At 69.8% G+C, this 15,738-nt stretch carries 16 protein-coding genes; 7 read left to right on the plus strand and 9 right to left on the minus strand.

Translation table 11 applies throughout. The features are described 5' to 3' along the window. Window positions 1–390: 390 nt before the first annotated feature. Window positions 391–1,032, minus strand: coding sequence for a DNA-3-methyladenine glycosylase (locus BKI49_RS07245; protein ID WP_095933354.1), 642 nt, complete (start codon window positions 1,030–1,032; stop codon window positions 391–393). A 209-nt stretch (window positions 1,033–1,241) separates the two neighbouring features. Between BKI49_RS07245 and BKI49_RS07250 the strand changes: the two genes are divergently transcribed. From BKI49_RS07250 to BKI49_RS07260, 3 genes are all read left to right on the plus strand, one after another. After that, window positions 1,242–2,027 carry a sporulation protein gene (locus tag BKI49_RS07250; RefSeq protein ID WP_095933355.1) on the plus strand — a complete coding sequence of 262 codons (786 nt, stop codon included), beginning with the start codon at window positions 1,242–1,244 and terminating at the stop codon, window positions 2,025–2,027. A gap of 70 nt (window positions 2,028–2,097) precedes the next feature. Further along, window positions 2,098–2,631 (plus strand): YbhB/YbcL family Raf kinase inhibitor-like protein, encoded by a 534-nt coding sequence (locus BKI49_RS07255; RefSeq protein ID WP_095933356.1) that lies wholly within the window; start codon window positions 2,098–2,100, stop codon window positions 2,629–2,631. A gap of 169 nt (window positions 2,632–2,800) precedes the next feature. Next, window positions 2,801–3,307: an HNH endonuclease gene (locus tag BKI49_RS07260; protein ID WP_095933357.1), complete on the plus strand. Its 507-nt coding sequence runs from the start codon at window positions 2,801–2,803 to the stop codon at window positions 3,305–3,307. Between the two features lie 85 nt (window positions 3,308–3,392). Here the strand turns inward: BKI49_RS07260 and BKI49_RS07265 are convergent, their stop codons facing one another. From BKI49_RS07265 to BKI49_RS07275, 3 genes are all read right to left on the minus strand, one after another. Continuing rightward, window positions 3,393–4,352 (minus strand): SPFH domain-containing protein, encoded by a 960-nt coding sequence (locus BKI49_RS07265; protein WP_028803269.1) that lies wholly within the window; start codon window positions 4,350–4,352, stop codon window positions 3,393–3,395. Window positions 4,353–4,483: 131 nt separating this feature from the next. Then, on the minus strand, window positions 4,484–4,918 hold the full coding sequence (locus BKI49_RS07270; protein ID WP_095933358.1) for an NfeD family protein: 435 nt from the start codon (window positions 4,916–4,918) through the stop codon (window positions 4,484–4,486). A gap of 97 nt (window positions 4,919–5,015) precedes the next feature. After that, window positions 5,016–5,807, minus strand: a complete 792-nt coding sequence (locus BKI49_RS07275; RefSeq protein WP_095933425.1) for an ABC transporter ATP-binding protein — start codon at window positions 5,805–5,807, stop codon at window positions 5,016–5,018. Between the two features lie 121 nt (window positions 5,808–5,928). Between BKI49_RS07275 and BKI49_RS07280 the strand changes: the two genes are divergently transcribed. Beyond that, window positions 5,929–6,717 carry a hypothetical protein gene (locus tag BKI49_RS07280; protein ID WP_095933359.1) on the plus strand — a complete coding sequence of 263 codons (789 nt, stop codon included), beginning with the start codon at window positions 5,929–5,931 and terminating at the stop codon, window positions 6,715–6,717. A 471-nt stretch (window positions 6,718–7,188) separates the two neighbouring features. Here the strand turns inward: BKI49_RS07280 and BKI49_RS07285 are convergent, their stop codons facing one another. The 4 genes from BKI49_RS07285 to BKI49_RS07300 form a co-directional block, all read right to left on the minus strand. After that, window positions 7,189–7,428, minus strand: a complete 240-nt coding sequence (locus BKI49_RS07285; protein WP_095933360.1) for a chaplin — start codon at window positions 7,426–7,428, stop codon at window positions 7,189–7,191. Between the two features lie 195 nt (window positions 7,429–7,623). Beyond that, window positions 7,624–7,869, minus strand: coding sequence for a chaplin (locus tag BKI49_RS07290; protein WP_095933361.1), 246 nt, complete (start codon window positions 7,867–7,869; stop codon window positions 7,624–7,626). A gap of 206 nt (window positions 7,870–8,075) precedes the next feature. Further along, window positions 8,076–8,717, minus strand: a complete 642-nt coding sequence (locus BKI49_RS07295; protein WP_095933362.1) for a response regulator — start codon at window positions 8,715–8,717, stop codon at window positions 8,076–8,078. Continuing rightward, a complete protein-coding gene (locus BKI49_RS07300; RefSeq protein WP_095933363.1) occupies window positions 8,710–9,888 on the minus strand; it encodes a GAF domain-containing sensor histidine kinase in 1,179 nt (392 codons plus the stop codon). Before BKI49_RS07300 ends, BKI49_RS07295 begins: the two co-directional genes overlap by 8 nt. 188 nt (window positions 9,889–10,076) lie before the next feature. Between BKI49_RS07300 and BKI49_RS07305 the strand changes: the two genes are divergently transcribed. The 3 genes from BKI49_RS07305 (at window position 10,077) to BKI49_RS07315 (ending at window position 12,896) form a co-directional block, all read left to right on the plus strand. Continuing rightward, window positions 10,077–10,772, plus strand: coding sequence for an SDR family NAD(P)-dependent oxidoreductase (locus BKI49_RS07305; protein ID WP_095933364.1), 696 nt, complete (start codon window positions 10,077–10,079; stop codon window positions 10,770–10,772). Further along, complete coding sequence (locus tag BKI49_RS07310; protein WP_095933365.1) at window positions 10,769–11,854, plus strand: S-adenosylmethionine:tRNA ribosyltransferase-isomerase; 1,086 nt, start codon at window positions 10,769–10,771, stop codon at window positions 11,852–11,854. The genes BKI49_RS07305 and BKI49_RS07310 overlap by 4 nt, the downstream gene beginning before the upstream one ends. Before the next feature lie 298 nt (window positions 11,855–12,152). After that, complete coding sequence (locus tag BKI49_RS07315; RefSeq protein ID WP_095933366.1) at window positions 12,153–12,896, plus strand: transglycosylase SLT domain-containing protein; 744 nt, start codon at window positions 12,153–12,155, stop codon at window positions 12,894–12,896. 112 nt (window positions 12,897–13,008) lie between these two features. On the opposite strand, the gene BKI49_RS07320 is transcribed toward BKI49_RS07315, so the two are convergent. Continuing rightward, on the minus strand, window positions 13,009–15,507 hold the full coding sequence (locus tag BKI49_RS07320) for an ABC transporter ATP-binding protein/permease (RefSeq protein ID WP_095933367.1): 2,499 nt from the start codon (window positions 15,505–15,507) through the stop codon (window positions 13,009–13,011). Between the last annotated feature and the right edge of the window lie 231 nt (window positions 15,508–15,738).

Below are 15,738 nucleotides of genomic sequence, written 5' to 3' on the forward strand. Positions count from 1 at the left end.
GGGCAGTTTCCCTTCGGTCTTGCGTTTCCGACTCTATCAGATCTTTCCGATCCGATTTCCTCGGTGCTTTCCAGGTTCTCGCTTTCGCGTTTCCCTTTCCGGCGACTCCGACTCTATCAGACTCTTTCGTGTCCGATTCCCTGTCGGCGGGTTGTCTTCAGGCCTTTGAGGGCTTTCGCCCAGCGGCCTTTCGACATTCACTACGTTAACCGATTCCCGCGTCCACTCATAATCGAGTTGCGCGAGTTCGAATTCGGGCATGCAGACACGCCGAATTCGCCCCCGCTGAAGGGGAGTCGTAGGTAGTGGGTTGGCCGCTTCCGGCTGCTGGCTGAACGCCGTACCCGGTTCAAGCGGCTCGGGCTACATTACGGATCCCCCAGGGACGCGTCAAGTTGAGCGCCGACGGGGCGTATGGGCCCGATAAGGGCTCACCGTAGGGTCGTTGGCGATCCAGAAGCGCCAAGGGTGGACTCCGCCGTCGCCGGACACACCGGTGCGGGGACCGTTCCGTACCTGGTCGGAGTGGACGGGCGTGCCCGCGCGCAGGGTCAGCGGGGAGCCTTCGGGGCCGCAGGCGTCGGTGCCGTCGAGCGCACGGTCCACCCCGAGGGCCGTGGCGAGGCGCGCCGGCCCTTTGGCCAGTTCCTTGTCATTGCGGGCCGAGATTCGACGTTTGCGCGCCAGGTCGACGCCCTCGGTGATCTCGCCGGCCCGGAGGAGGACGGCGCTGGGCCTGTCACCGGGACCGCACACCAGGTTCATGCAGAACCACATGCCGTAGGTGAAGTAGACGTACACATGGCCGGGCGGACCGAACATCACTCCGTTGCGGGCCGTGCGGCCGCGATAGGCGTGTGAGCCGGGGTCGTTCGGGCCGTCGTACGCCTCCACCTCCGTGATGCGGAGCTCGATCGGACCGTCCGGGGTGGAGCGCACGAGGATGCGCCCCAGGAGGTCGGGGGCGACGTCCAGTACGGGGCGGTCGAAGAAGTCGCGCGTGAGAGGCGTACGGTCAGGGGCCACGATCATGGCGTACGAGCGTAGTCCAGGAACCGGGACGGGAGCCGGGAGCGGTCCTGGGCCGGTACGGGCGGATGCTCGTCGACGGGGTGGTCAGGTGCTCTCCTCCTTGGAAAAGTGTGGGCACGGAACCGGCCGCGGCTGGATCGCGTTTGTAGGGATCAAGGAATCCAGACGGACATCAGGACGGAACAGGCGTTGCCTGGGGAGGTAGTGACATGGGGTTCAAGCGGCTGCTCGCGAGCATGGGTGCCGGTGGCGCTTCGGTCGAGACGGTGCTGACGGAGGCCAACACCGTCCCGGGCGGCGTCGTCCAGGGAGAGGTGCGGATCCAGGGCGGGTCGGTCAACCAGTCCATCGAGGGCCTGTCCGTCGGTCTGCAGGCCCGGGTCGAGGTCGAGGGCCACGACGACCAGGAGTACAAGCAGGACATCGTCTTCACGAAGGTGCGCCTCGGCGGCGCCTTCGAGCTCCAGGCCGGCGCGGTGCACGCGGTGCCGTTCGGTCTGGAGATCCCGTGGGAGACGCCGGTCACCATGATCGACGGGCAGAGCCTGCGCGGGATGAACATCGGCGTGGTGACGGAGCTGGAGATCGCGCGCGCCATCGACTCGGGCGACCTGGACCCGATCAACGTGCACCCGCTGCCGGCGCAGAAGGCGATCCTGGACGCGTTCATCCAGCTGGGCTTCCGCTTCAAGACCGCGGACATGGAGCGCGGTCACATCCGGGGGACGCGGCAGAAGCTGCCGTTCTACCAGGAGGTCGAGTTCTACCCGCCGTCGCAGTACCGCGGTCTGAACCAGGTGGAGTTGAGCTTCGTCGCGGACGAGCACGCGATGGACGTCGTGCTGGAGATGGACAAGAAGCCGGGCCTCTTCAGCGAGGGCAGCGACTCGTTCCGCTCCTTCCAGGTGGGGCTGCACGACTACCAGAGCACGGACTGGGCGGCCTACCTGAACCAGTGGCTGTCGGAGGTCGGCAGCAAGCGCAGCTGGTTCTAGGCTCGGGTCGGGAGATTCCGCTTCTGGAACCGCCCGGCAACCAACCAGGAACCGATCAGGAGGTACCGAGGTGACCGAGCTCAAGCGGCCGCCGCTCCCCCATGACTTCCATCCGCCCGTGCCGGCGTTCACGGTCACGAGCGAGGACGTCGAGCCGGGTGCGACGCTCAAGGACGCTCAGGTCCACGCGGCGGGGAACACCTCTCCGCAGCTGCGCTGGGAGGGTTTCCCGCCGGAGACCAAGAGTTTCGCCGTGACCTGCTACGACCCGGACGCACCGACGGGGAGCGGGTTCTGGCACTGGGTCCTGTTCGACATCCCGGTGTCGGTCACGGAGCTGCCCACGGGTGCGGGTACCGGCAAGTTCGAGGGCCTGCCCGAGGGCGCGGTGCACGTGCGCAACGACTACGGCTCGAAGGACTTCGGCGGTGCGGCGCCGCCGTCCGGGGACCCGGCTCACCGGTATGTGTTCACGGTCTACGCCGTCGATCAGGAGAAGCTCGGTCCTGACTCGGACGTGTCGCCCGCCGTGGTGGGCTTCAATCTGCGGTTCCACACGCTGGGGCGCGCCCAGCTGATCGGTGAGTACGCCGCTCCCGCGTGAGGCACCTCGCGGTGTCGAAGACTGACGTTCATTGAACGTTTGCCCGCCTCTGGTCTTGGAAGTGATCAGGGGCGGGCATTTTTTATTGCGTTGTCCATCTCGGCGTGCCCGGCCAGAGTTGATCCAGCCCGCCAGGGGGGTGGGCCGGTGCGCACAGGAGGTGGGCTGGATGCGGGACACGCTGGTACTCAACGCGAGCTTTGAGCCGCTGTCGACGGTGACGTTGAACCGAGCCGTCGTTCTGGTGCTGCAGGACAAGGCGGTCGTCGAGCAGGCCCACCCCGAGCTGCGCATGCGCGGAGCCGACCTGGACATACCCGTGCCCCGGGTGATCAGGCTCTGCCGCTACGTCCGGGTGCCCTTCCGAAGACAAGCCCCGTGGTCGAGGCGGGGTGTGCTGGTCCGGGACCGGCACAGGTGCGCGTACTGCGGGCACCGGGCGACGACCGTGGACCACGTGGTGCCGCGGGCGCAGGGTGGCCAGGACTCGTGGCTGAACACGGTCGCCTCGTGTGCGGTGGACAATCACCGCAAGGCGGACCGTACGCCGGAGCAGGCGGGCATGCCGCTGCTGCGGCAGCCGTTCGAGCCGACGCCGGCGGACGCGATGCTGCTGGCGCTCGGGCAGGACGACTTCGACGCACTGCCCCAGTGGCTGGTGCAGCCGGCCGCCTGATCCGTGCGGCGCGGCCCGTGGCCGCATACGGCGATGGGGCCCACCTCCCTCGTGGAGGTGGGCCCCATCGCCGTATGCGGAGGGGTCAGTCGGTGATGGACGGCTTCTCGCGGCGCTCCGTGCCGCCGCCGGAGCCGCCCGGCGTGCCGCCGTTGCCCGAACCGCCGCCCATGGCACCGAAGTTGCCCATGGCGCCGCTGAGTCCCTTGAGGGCGTCGCCGATCTCGCTGGGCACGATCCAGAGCTTGTTGGCGTCGCCTTCGGCGATCTTCGGGAGCATCTGGAGGTACTGGTAGGAGAGGAGCTTCTGGTCCGGGTCTCCGGCGTGGATCGCCTCGAAGACCGTACGGACGGCCTGGGCCTCGCCCTCGGCGCGCAGTGCGGCGGCCTTGGCCTCACCTTCGGCGCGCAGGATCGCGGACTGCTTCTCACCTTCCGCGGTGAGGATCTGGGACTGCCGGATGCCTTCGGCGGTGAGGATCGCGGCGCGCTTGTCACGGTCGGCGCGCATCTGCTTCTCCATCGAGTCCTGGATGGAGGTGGGCGGCTCGATGGCCTTGAGCTCGACGCGGTTGACGCGGATGCCCCACTTGCCGGTGGCCTCGTCGAGGACGCCGCGCAGGGCCGCGTTGATCTCCTCGCGGGAGGTCAGCGTGCGCTCCAGGTCCATGCCGCCGATGATGTTGCGCAACGTGGTGACGGTGAGCTGCTCGATCGCCTGGATGTAGCTGGCGACCTCGTACGTCGCGGCCCGGGCGTCGGTGACCTGGTAGTAGATGACGGTGTCGATGTTGACGACCAGGTTGTCCTGGGTGATCACCGGCTGCGGCGGGAACGGCACGACCTGTTCTCGCAGGTCGATGCGGTTGCGGATGGAGTCGATGAACGGGACGACGATGTTCAGGCCGGCGTTCAGTGTGCGTGTGTAGCGGCCGAAGCGCTCGACGATGGCGGCGCTCGCCTGTGGGATGACCTGGATGGTCTTGATCAGGGCGATGAAGACCAGCACCACCAGAATGATCAGGACGATGATGATCGGTTCCATCGTTGCTCCCCGTACCCTTCTCCGCCTCGGTGATTCCGAAAGATCTTATGGTTGTTGAAGATCTTGCTGGACGAGTCTGACAGACCGCCGTCTGCCACGTGGGGCGTTCGGTTCACTTGCGTCGTACGAGGTCACATGATGATCGCCGTAGCTCCTTCGATGTCCACGACGTCCACTTCCTGGCCTACCTCGTAGGACTGTCCGGCGTCGAGGGCGCGTGCGGACCAGATCTCCCCGGCGAGCTTGATCCTGCCACCGCCGGAGCCGTCGATCCGCTCCATGACGACGGCCTGTTTCCCCTTCAATGCTTCCACGCCCGTGGCCAGTTGAGGCTGCTGGGCACGGTGCCGGGCCGCGATGGGCCGCACCACGGAGATGAGGGCGACCGAGACGACGGCGAAGACGAGGACCTGGACGACGACACCGCCGCCGAGGCCGGACGCAGCCGCGGCGGCGACTGCGCCCACGGCGAGCATGCCGAACTCCGGCATCGCGGTCACGACCAGCGGGATGCCGAGTCCGGCCGCGGCGACCAGCCACCACACCCATGCGTTGATGTCGTTCACACGGTCATGGTAGGACCGCGTGCCCTCGGCGGACAGGGCGCACGATCAACCGGGACACGCGGCCCACGGGGCGCGTCCGAGTGCTCGGGTCGGGTGCTCAGGCCATCGGGAGGCCCTGCGCCGTCCAGCGCTCGCCGACCTGCTCGACGACGAGCGGGAGTCCGAAGCAGAGCGAGAGGTTGCGCGAGGTGAGTTCGAGCTCCAGCGGACCGGCGGCGAGGACCTTGCCCTGACGGATCATCAGGACGTGGGTGAAGCCGGGCGCGATCTCCTCGACGTGGTGGGTGACCATGATCATGGAGGGGGCGATCGGGTCGCGGGCGAGGCGGCCGAGGCGGCGTACGAGGTCCTCACGGCCGCCCAGGTCGAGGCCCGCGGCAGGCTCGTCGAGCAGCAGCAGCTCGGGGTCGGTCATCAGGGCGCGGGCGATCAGGGTGCGCTTGCGCTCGCCCTCGGAGAGCGTGCCGAACCTGCGGTCCAGGTAGTCGCTCATGCCGAGCCGGTCGAGGAAGGCGCGGGCGCGCTGCTCGTCGACGTCCTCGTAGTCCTCGTGCCAGCCGGCGGTCATGCCGTAGGCGGCGGTCAGCACGGTCTGCAGGACGGTCTGACGCTTGGGGAGCTTCTCCGCCATGGCGATGCCGGCCACGCCGATGCGCGGGCGCAGTTCGAAGACGTCGACCTTCCCGAGGGTCTCGCCGAGGATGGTGGCGGTGCCCTGGCTGGGGAAGAGGTAGCTGGAGGCGACGTTCAGAAGGGTCGTCTTTCCGGCGCCGTTCGGGCCGAGGATGACCCAGCGCTCGCCCTCCTTGACCGACCAGGAGACCTGGTCCACCAGAGCCCGGCCCTCGCGGACCACGGACACGTCCTCCAGCTCCAGTACATCGCTCATGAGCGCGTTGTCTCCCATTGCAGTCTCGGCCGTCGCTGACGTCTGTCGACGCAGCCCCCAGGGAAAACCTACGCCACCGGTCGGCCGCTCCAATCCATCGGTCGGTCCTTAGGGTGGAGGCATGCTCTCGGAACCACGCTCAGGACGACTGGCCGCATGGGGAAATGCCCTTTTGGCCGGACTTGTTTCACCGGACGACGCGGTGCTCGCCGTCGTCGGGGAGGACGCCGTGCACCGGGTCGAGGGGCTGCCCGGCGAGTCCGGGCCGGTGGGCCTGACGCTCGCCCTCGGACGGCTCCGCGCGCTCGGCGTGACGGGACTGCGGGTCGCGCTGCCGGCGCCGGGCCATCCGCTCGGGCTGAGCGGTCCGCCGGAGTTCAACGCGCGCGCCCTCGACGCCGAGGAGGCCATCGTCTGTCACGGCGCGGCGCTCGGGCTCGTGCCCGAGGTGTACGAGGCCGGGCCCGAAGGCGATGTGCACGTCGAGGTCCTCTGGCACTGTCTCGCCGTGCGGGAGGCGCCGCCCGCCGACGTGCCGTCCCTCGGCGAGGCGGAGCGGGAGCTGGCGGAGGCGCTGCGCGAGGCGACCGAGGTGTTGTCGCGGCTGGACGTGGCCGGGTCGGGGCCGGTCGCGGAGGCGGCGATCGACGCGTACCGGGCGCGTGCCGAGCGTGGTCGCGAAGTGCTCGCTCCCGGTTATCCGCCGCGCGCCGTGCGCGTGCTGGAGCTCGCCCAGCGGGTGGGGCTGCTGATCTCCGTCGCCTACGAGAACGGCCACGGCGGAGCGGTGAGCGCCTCGGAGATCGGCGCACGCTCCCTCGCGCTGCGCCCGGTGGAGCGGACGGCCCGACGGGCGCAGGTGGCCGCGTACAACGCCTTCGTGGAGGAGCGGGAGCGGGGGGCTCGGTGAGCGTCCTGGGGGCGGCGCGGGGGGCCTGCCCGCCGGGGTGAGCGGGAGACTCCGGGGGCTCGGTGCGCGGCACCGAACCGGAGCAGTGCGGGGGCGGTGAGCGGGCCCGAGCCGGAGGTGCCGGGGGGCCTGCAGCGGGCCCGGGGGCTGTGCGGGGTCCGGGCGGGCTGGGGGCCCGAGCGGCCCCGCTGCGCAGGGCACGGCCCGGGTTCCCGAGTCGCGCCCCCGCGCGAAGGGAGCCCCGGGGACACGGAAGGAGCCTGCGCCGCGCGGGAGCGCTCACATCGCGCGGGACAGGAGCGTGCACGGTCCGGGAGCGCTCATGCCCCCGCGCAGCGGCGTGCGCGGCGCGCGAACGCCCACGGCCCGCGGGACGCCGGGGCCGACGCTCCCGGCCCGGCGGGCCGGCGCTCCCGGGCATGCGAAGGGCCCCGCGCGCTTCCGGCGCGGGGCCCTTGGCGACCGTACGGATCAGTCGTTGACGGCCTGGTTGCCGAAGGCCGGGTTCAGGAGACCGATGACGTTCACGCTGTCGCCGGACACGTTCACGGGGACGTGGACGGGGACCTGCACGGTGTTGCCCGAGGCGACGCCCGGGGACTGCGCGGCAGCGCCTTCGGCACCCGAGTCGGCGACGGCGGCACCGGCCGAGGCGCCCGCGGCGATCCCGGCGATGGTGAGGGCCAGGGCTGCCTTCTTGGCGATCTTCATAAAAAACGTTCCTCCTGCGTTCGCTTATCCGACCCGGCCGAGGGTCGTACGCTGAGCAACGCGAGGACGCCCGACGCGGCACGGGATGCCGCGACGAAAGGCCCGATCGGGCCAGTCAACTGATCAGTCGACAACCTGACCGGCCTCCCAGGGAACCCTGGAAGGCCGGTGGTCACGAACGGTCCGGTGCGGGCCTCAGTGGTTGATACCGAGGTTGCCGAAGGCCGGGTTCAGGGCGCCGATCACGTTCACCGTGTTGCCGACCGCGTTCACCGGGACGTGCACCGGGACCTGGACGAGGTTGCCCGAGACGACACCCGGGGAGCCCGCGGCCTTGCCGCCCGCCCACGCACCGTCGGTGGCGGAGGCCATGCCGGCTCCCGCGGCGACCAGGCCGCCGGCCACCATCGCGACTGCCGTGGCCTTCTTCAGGTTCTTCACTTCTTCAACCCCTCCTGGCGATCACCGCGGCGGGTCGCCGCGGCACGCACTGGAGAACGGCGGAGATCCACGGAGGATGCGCCATTCGGGGGACATACACACGACGGTATGAATCTCATCCCGGAGCGGAACCCTCCGAATTGCCGGGCACCGACCGACCGGGGAGGTGCGCCGGAGCGCTCTCTCCCTGGTGACCGGCCCAGGCCTCAGCCCCCGACGCCGTGCCGCACGGCCCAGAGCGCGGCCTGGGTCCGGTCGGCGAGGTCGAGTTTCATCAGGATGTTCGAGACATGGGTCTTCACCGTCTTCTCGGACAGGACGAGGGCGCGGGCGATCTCCCGGTTGGAGCGGCCGTCCGCGATCAGGCCGAGCACCTCACGCTCCCGCTCGGTGAGCGAACCGCCCCTTCCCTGACCCGAGTTCGCCTCGTCCTGGGACAACAGGGCGCCCGCCACCTCGGGTTGCAGCAGGATGTGTCCGGCGTGCACGGAGCGGATGGCGCCGGCCAGGGCGTCCGGGTCCACGTCCTTGTACACATAGCCGGCGGCTCCGGCGCGCAGGGCGGGCACGACGGTGCGCTGCTCGGTGAAGCTGGTGACGATCAGCACCCGTGCCGGGTTGGCGAGTTCGCGGAGCCTGCGCAGCGCGTCGATGCCGTCCATGCCGGGCATCTTGACGTCCATGAGGACGACGTCGGGTTTCAACTCCTCGGCGCGCTCGACCCCTTCGGCACCGTCGGAGGCCTCTCCCACGACCTCGATGTCGTCCTGTACTTCGAGGAAGGTGCGCAGACCGCGGCGGACCACTTGGTGGTCGTCGACGAGCAGCACCTTGATTGCGTCAGCCACCAGGGACCTCCATCTCGATCGTGGTGCCCTTTCCGGGCGCCGATTCCACGGTGAGGTTGCCGCCGACCCCGCTTGCCCGGTCGCGCATCGACACCAGTCCGAGGTGGCGGCCGGCGCTGCGTATCGCGGCGGGTTCGAAACCGCTGCCGTCGTCGGTGACGCGCAGGACGGCACCCTGGCCGTGCTTCTCCAGGGTGACGTCGACCCGGGCGGCGCCGGAGTGCCGCAGCGCGTTGTGCAGGGCCTCCTGGGCGACGCGCAGCAGGGCCTCCTCCTGGGCCGCGGGCAGCGCCCGGACCCCGCGGCTGGAGAACCCGACCCGTGCCGAGTGGGCACGGTCGAGGACCTGGATCTGATTGCGCAGGGTGGCGACCAGGCCGTCCTCGTCGAGCGCGGTGGGGCGCAACTCGACCACGGCGGCGCGCAGTTCGTCCGCCGCCTCCGCGGCGAGCGCGGCCACCTGCTGGAGTTCGCCCTTGGCGCGTGACGGGTCGCGGTCGACGAGTGCGGCTGCCGCCTGCGCGGTGAGGCGCAGGGAGAACAGCTTCTGGCTGACCGCGTCGTGCAGTTCATGGGCGAGCCGGGACCGCTCCTCGGCGATGGTGAGCTCGCGGCTGCGCTCGTACAGGCGGGCGTTGGTCAGGGCGATCGCCGCGTGCTGGGCGAGGATCGTGAGCAGTTCCTCGTCGTCCTCGGTGAATCCGCAGCCGCCGCCCGCCCGGGGGGCCGGGACGTCCTGTCCGCGGCCCTCGGAGGGGCGCACCTTGTTGGCGAGGAACAGTGCGCCGATGACCTCGTCCCCGTCGCGGATGGGCAGGCCCAGGAAGTCGGACATGTTCGGGTGGGCGGAGGGCCAGCCCTCGAAGCGGGGGTCCTTGCGCACGTCGGCGAGGCGTTCCGGGCGGGCCTCGTGGAGCATGGCGGCGAGGATGCCGTGCTGGCGCGGGAGCGGGCCGATGGCCTTCCACTGTGCGTCGCTGACGCCGTCGACGACGAACTGGGCGAAGCCGCCGTGGTCGTCGGGCACGCCGAGCGCCGCGTACTGCGCGTCGAGCAGCTCACGGGCCGAGGCGACGATCGTCTTGAGGACGTCGCGCACCTCGAGGTGCCTGCTCATGGCCAGCAGCGCGGAGCTCACCGCGGACAGGCCGGAACGGGGTCCTTGGCTCATGACCTCAAGGTACCGGCGGGGTGTGACGGCGCGTATCGGACCTGTGGTGGCCCCCGCCTAGGCCGGTGGGCCTAGGACGAAGGAACCCCGATCATTGCGGCCCGCGCACGAGGCGCCGGGGTGGGCCCGGTTCCTACCTTGAAGACACCCGCCGGGAAAGGCGGTCAAGGGATGAGGGGACGGTTGTCATGCCGGTAGCGATCATCACGGGGGCTTCGAAGGGGCTGGGGCGGGCGCTCGGTGCGGCCCTGGCGGAGCGCGGCTGGGACCTGGTGCTCGACGCCAGGACGGCCGGGGTTCTGGAGGAGACCGCGGTGGCACTGTCCGCGTACGGGACCCGTGTCGAGGCTCTGCCCGGGGACGTCACGGACGCGGGGCACCGCGCGGAGCTGGTGGCGGCGGCCCGCAAGCTCGGGGGTGTCGATCTGCTGGTGAACAACGCGAGCGCGCTCGGCGCCGAGCCGCTGGTGCGTCTGGAGGACCTGACGCTGGACGGGCTGCGGCAGGCGCTGGAGGTCAATGTGGTGGCCGCGCTGGGCCTGGTCCAGGAGGCGCTGCCGCTGCTCCGGGCCGCGGAGGCGGGCACGGTCGTCGACATCAGCTCGGACGCCGCCGCCGAGGCGTACGAGACGTGGGGCGGCTACGGCGCGTCCAAGGCGGCGCTCGACCATCTGTCGGCGGTCCTCGGCGAGGAGGAGCCCGGTCTTCGGGTCTGGGCCGTCGACCCCGGGGACATGGGTACGGACCTGTACGCGGCGGCCGTACCGGAGGACGACGATCCACGGCCGGCACCGGACAGCGTGGTTCCTGCCTTTCTGCGACTGATCGACGAACGGCCGGCCAGTGGGCGCTACTCCGCTCCGGCCCTCCTGGAGGAGCGATGACGACGGCGGTGCAGGTTCCGGAGGAGTTGTCGGCCCGGGTGCCGGCCGAGCAGCGCGGTCCCGGTCTGGACCGGGACTCGGTGCGGCTGCTGGTGTCGCGCGGTACAGAGGTGTCGCATCACGAATTCGTGGAGCTGCCCCGGGAACTCAAGGCGGGTGACCTGCTCGTGGTCAACACCTCCGCCACCCTGGCGGCGGCGGTGGACGGGCGGGTGGGGGACGCGCGCGTGGTCGTCCACTTCTCCACGCGAGGGGACGACGGGCGGTGGGCCGTCGAGCTGCGGGATCCCGACGGTGCTGGTACTACGCGCGCGCGGGCGGGCGGGCCTGCGGGTACAGAGGTGTCTCTGCCCGGGGACGTACGGCTCGTCCTGGAGGAGCCGCTGACCTCGCGGAGCCCGCGGCTGTGGTGGGGGCGGGTGTCGGAGGCCGACGTCCAGGGGCTGCTGCGGCGGCACGGGCGGCCCATCCGTTACTCCTACACGGACAGGGACCAGCCGCTGTCCGTGTACCAGACGGTGTTCGCGCTGCCGTCCGCCGACGGCGCGGGCAGTGCGGAGATGCCGAGCGCGGCGCGGCCCTTCACCTCTCGGCTGGTGGCGGAGCTGGTGAGCCGGGGCGTGCAGTTCGCGCCGATCACTCTGCACACGGGGGTGGCGTCGGCGGAGTCCCACGAGCCGCCGTATCCGGAGAGGTACGAGGTGCCGGAGGCGTCGGCCCGGCTGATCAACGCGGCGAAGGCCGGCGGGGGCCGGATCATCGCGATCGGCACGACCGCGGTGCGTGCCGTCGAGTCCGCGACCGGCACCGACGGGGTGGTGCGGGCGGCGACGGGCTGGACCGATCTGGTGGTGACCCCGGAGCGCGGGGTGCGGGTCGTCGACGGGCTGCTGACCGGGCTGCACGAGCCCGAGGCCTCGCATCTTCTGATGCTGGAGGCGATCGCGGGCCGCGCCGCGCTCGACAGCAGTTACGACCAGGCGCTGCGCGGGCGGTACCTCTGGCACGAGTTCGGGGACGTCCACCTCATCCTCCCCGAGGAGAGCGCTCGCTCTCGGCATTGCTCCGGCAACTGTTGGTGACATCGGGGAGGGACCGGTGTGAGCCCGCACATAGGGCGCACATCACGTACGAGGGAGCATAGGAGATAAACAGGACGCGGTGAGCGGGGCAGACGTGTCAGTCTGCCCCGATTTGCCCGTTACGGCTCCACTACCCGGCTTCGTACGTCACACCTTTGCCACAGGATTTTGCGGCCGCTAAGAATTGCCTCCGTCGCTCAGCACCGAGGGTTTCGCCCCACGGTGTTCGTTCCGGAAATGATTTGTCCCCCACCGGGCCCCGAGCGACCTCCGCGCTATTCGAAGAGGTCCATCAGCCATGCCCAAGAACAACACCACTCCTGGACATAGTCCGAAGCTGACCCAGGTCCGCAAGCTCTCGATCGCAGGTGTCGCCACCCTCGGCGCCGCTGCCCTCGCGTTCTCGCTGGCACCGGGTCACTCGGGGACCACCGCGACCGACGCCGCCGTCGCCGCGGCTCCGGTCGCCTACAGCGAGACCCAGATCAAGGACGTCAAGGCCAGCATCACCGACCAGCTGGCCGCCAAGGACCTGAAGACCCAGGACATCGCCGCGAAGCAGAAGGCCGTCGCCGTCGCCGCCGCCTCGAAGAAGGCCGCCGCCGACAAGGCCGAGGCCCAGGCTCTCGCGACGCAGCAGGCCGCGGAATCCCGTGTGACGACGCTGGCCGCCGGCCGCTCCGCGCCGATCCACGTCCAGACGGTCGCCGCGACGACCTACGCCAACAACCTCGACGGCTGGATCCGCAAGTCCCTCTCGATCATGGCCAAGCACGGCATCCCGGGCACCTACAACGGCCTGTACCGCAACATCATGCGGGAGTCCTCGGGCAACCCGAACGCCATCAACGGCTGGGACATCAACGCGATCAACGGCATCCCGTCGAAGGGTCTGCTGCAGGTCATCCAGCCGACCTTCAACGCGTACCACGTGTCCGGCACCTCGTGGAACATCTACGACCCGGTCGCCAACATCACCGCCGCCGCCAACTACGCGGCCGACAAGTACGGCTCGATGGACAACGTCAACAGCGCCTACTGAGGGCTTGGCGCGGAGCTCCCACGCAGACGCCGAAGGGCGGCACCCCGGTCGGGGTGCCGCCCTTCGCCCGTGCCGGCCGGTCCGCACGACTGCGGGCGGCCGGTCCGCGCGACTACTTGCGCATGACCTCGGGCTCGTGGCGGCGCAGGAAGCGGGCCACGAAGAAGCCGCAGAGCACGCCGAGGACGATCAGGGCGACCATGTCCAGGGTCCAGGCCCCGGCCGTGTGGTCCCACAGCGGGTCCGTGCTGCTCGGGTCGTCCTGGTTCGGGAAGATGTTGTTGAAGTCCAGCGTGGTACCGGAGGCGGCGACAGCCCAGCGGGCCGGCATCAGGTACGAGAACTGGTTGACGCCGGGCGTGCCGTTCAGGATGAACAGACAGCCGGTGAAGACGACCTGGACGATCGCGAACATGACCAGCAGCGGCATGGTCTTCTCGGCGGTCTTCACCAGCGAGGAGATCACCAGGCCGAACATCATCGACGCGAAGCCGAGGGCCATGATCGGGATGGTGAGTTCGACCTTGGGCAGGCTCGTCAGGATCAGGCCCTCTTTCGGGACCGTGCGGCTGCCGAAGCCGATGGCGCCGATCAAGGCACCCTGCAGCATGGTGATCACGCCGAGGACGATGACCTTGGACATGAGATACGCGGAACGTGACAGACCCGTCGCGCGCTCCCGCTCGTAGATCACCCGCTCCTTGATCAGCTCGCGGACGGAGTTGGCGGCGCCGGCGAAGCACGCGCCGACCGCGAGGATGAGGAGCACCGTCGTGGCCGTGCCGTTGGCGACGTGGAAGCCGCCCTTCGTGATGATCGGGTTGACCAGCAGCGTCTTGTCCGAGTCGATGAGCAGGCTCACCGCGCCCAGCACCGCCGGCAGGATCACCGTCAGCGCCAGGAAGCCCTTGTCGGAGGCGATCACCGAGACATAGCGGCGGATCAGAGTCATCAGCTGGGAGCCCCAGCTCTGCGGCTTCGGCGGCTTCATCGCCTGCGGCGGCGGCATCTGCGTCGACTGCGGGGCGACCGCGTCGATGTCCGCGGCGTACATCTGGTAGTGCTGCGAGCCCTTCCAGCGGCCCGCCCAGTCGTAGTCGCGGTAGTTCTCGAAGGCGGAGAACACATCGGCCCAGGTGTCGTAGCCGAAGAAGTTCAGCGCCTCCTCCGGCGGGCCGAAGTAGGCCACGGAGCCGCCGGGCGCCATGACGAGGAGCTTGTCGCAGATCGCCAGCTCGGCCACGGAGTGCGTGACGACGAGGACCGTACGGCCGTCGTCGGCGAGGCCGCGCAGCAGCTGCATGACGTCACGGTCCATGCCCGGGTCGAGGCCGGAGGTCGGCTCGTCCAGGAAGATCAGCGACGGCTTGGTGAGCAGCTCCAGGGCCACCGAGACACGCTTGCGCTGGCCACCGGAGAGGGAGGTGACCTTCTTCTCCTTGTGGATGTCCAGCTTCAGCTCGCGCAGCACCTCGTCTATGCGGGCCTCGCGCTCCTCGGTCGTGGTGTCCGCGGGGAAGCGCAGCTTGGCCGCGTACTTGAGGGCCTTCTTGACGGTCAGTTCCTTGTGCAGGATGTCGTCCTGCGGGACCAGACCGATGCGCTGACGCAGCTCGGCGAACTGCTTGTACAGGTTCCGGTTGTCGTAGAGAACGTCGCCCTGGTTGGCGGGGCGGTAGCCGGTGAGCGCCTTCAGCAGCGTCGACTTGCCGGAACCGGACGGGCCGATGACCGCGATGAGCGACTTCTCCGGCACGCCGAAGGAGACGTCCTTGAGGATCTGCTTGCCGCCGTCGACCGTCACGGTCAGGTGGCGGGCCGAGAAGGAGACCTCACCGGTGTCGACGAACTCCTCGAGGCGGTCGCCGACGAGGCGGAACGTCGAGTGGCCGACACCGACGATGTCGTTCGGGCCGAGCAGCGCCGAACCGCCCTTGGCGATCGGCATACCGTTGACGTACGTGCCGTTGTGCGAGCCGAGGTCACGGATCTCGAAGCGGCCGTCGGGCGTCGCGTGGAACTCAGCGTGGTGGCGCGAGACCTGGAGGTCGGAGACGACCAGCTCGTTCTCCAGCGCACGGCCGATGCGCATCACGCGGCCGAGCGAGAACTGGTGGAAGGTCGTCGGGCTGCGGTCGCCGTAGACCGGCGGCGCCCCCGCGGCTCCACCGGGTCCCTGCTGCTGCGGCACGCTCGGTGCCGACTGCTGCGGCTGCTGCCAGCTCTGGTCGGGCGCCTGCTGCTGCGGCTGCTGAGCCCAGCCGGGGCTCGCGCCCTGCGCGGCGTACGGCTGCTGTTGGGGCTGCGCGACCGAGGCGGCGGCACCCGACACGTTCAGGCGCGGCCCGTCGGTCGCGTTGCCGAGGTGCACGGCCGAGCCCGGGCCGATCTCCATCTGGTGGATCCGCTGGCCCTGCACGAATGTGCCGTTGGTGCTGCCGTGGTCCTCGATGACCCAACTGCGGCCGCCCCAGCTGATCGTGGCGTGACGCCAGGACACCCTGGCGTCGTCGAGCACGATGTCCCCCTGCGGATCGCGTCCGAGGGTGTGTGGCCTGGACGCATCGAGCGTCCAGGTCCGTCCATTCAATTCCAGTACGAGTTCCGGCACTCCATGCCCCACTGAGTTGTCCCCCGAGTTACCCCCATCACAGGGAGTCTAGGGATGTCGAACATCGTGGGGAACTATTTCAGTAGGAGCCCCCTGACCGAAAGTCGGGCCTTGTGAAGGATGAGTACGGGCGGGTTGCCCGTTTCCGTTGACGGGGTTGAAACCGGCCCGGAGAGTGGTAATCCCACGCGAGGGGGACATCCGCGGTGGATCGCCGCGGCGCGGATCGGG

Source organism: Streptomyces sp. Tue6028, assembly GCF_002300165.1.
GTDB classification, from domain to species: domain Bacteria; phylum Actinomycetota; class Actinomycetes; order Streptomycetales; family Streptomycetaceae; genus Streptomyces; species Streptomyces siamensis.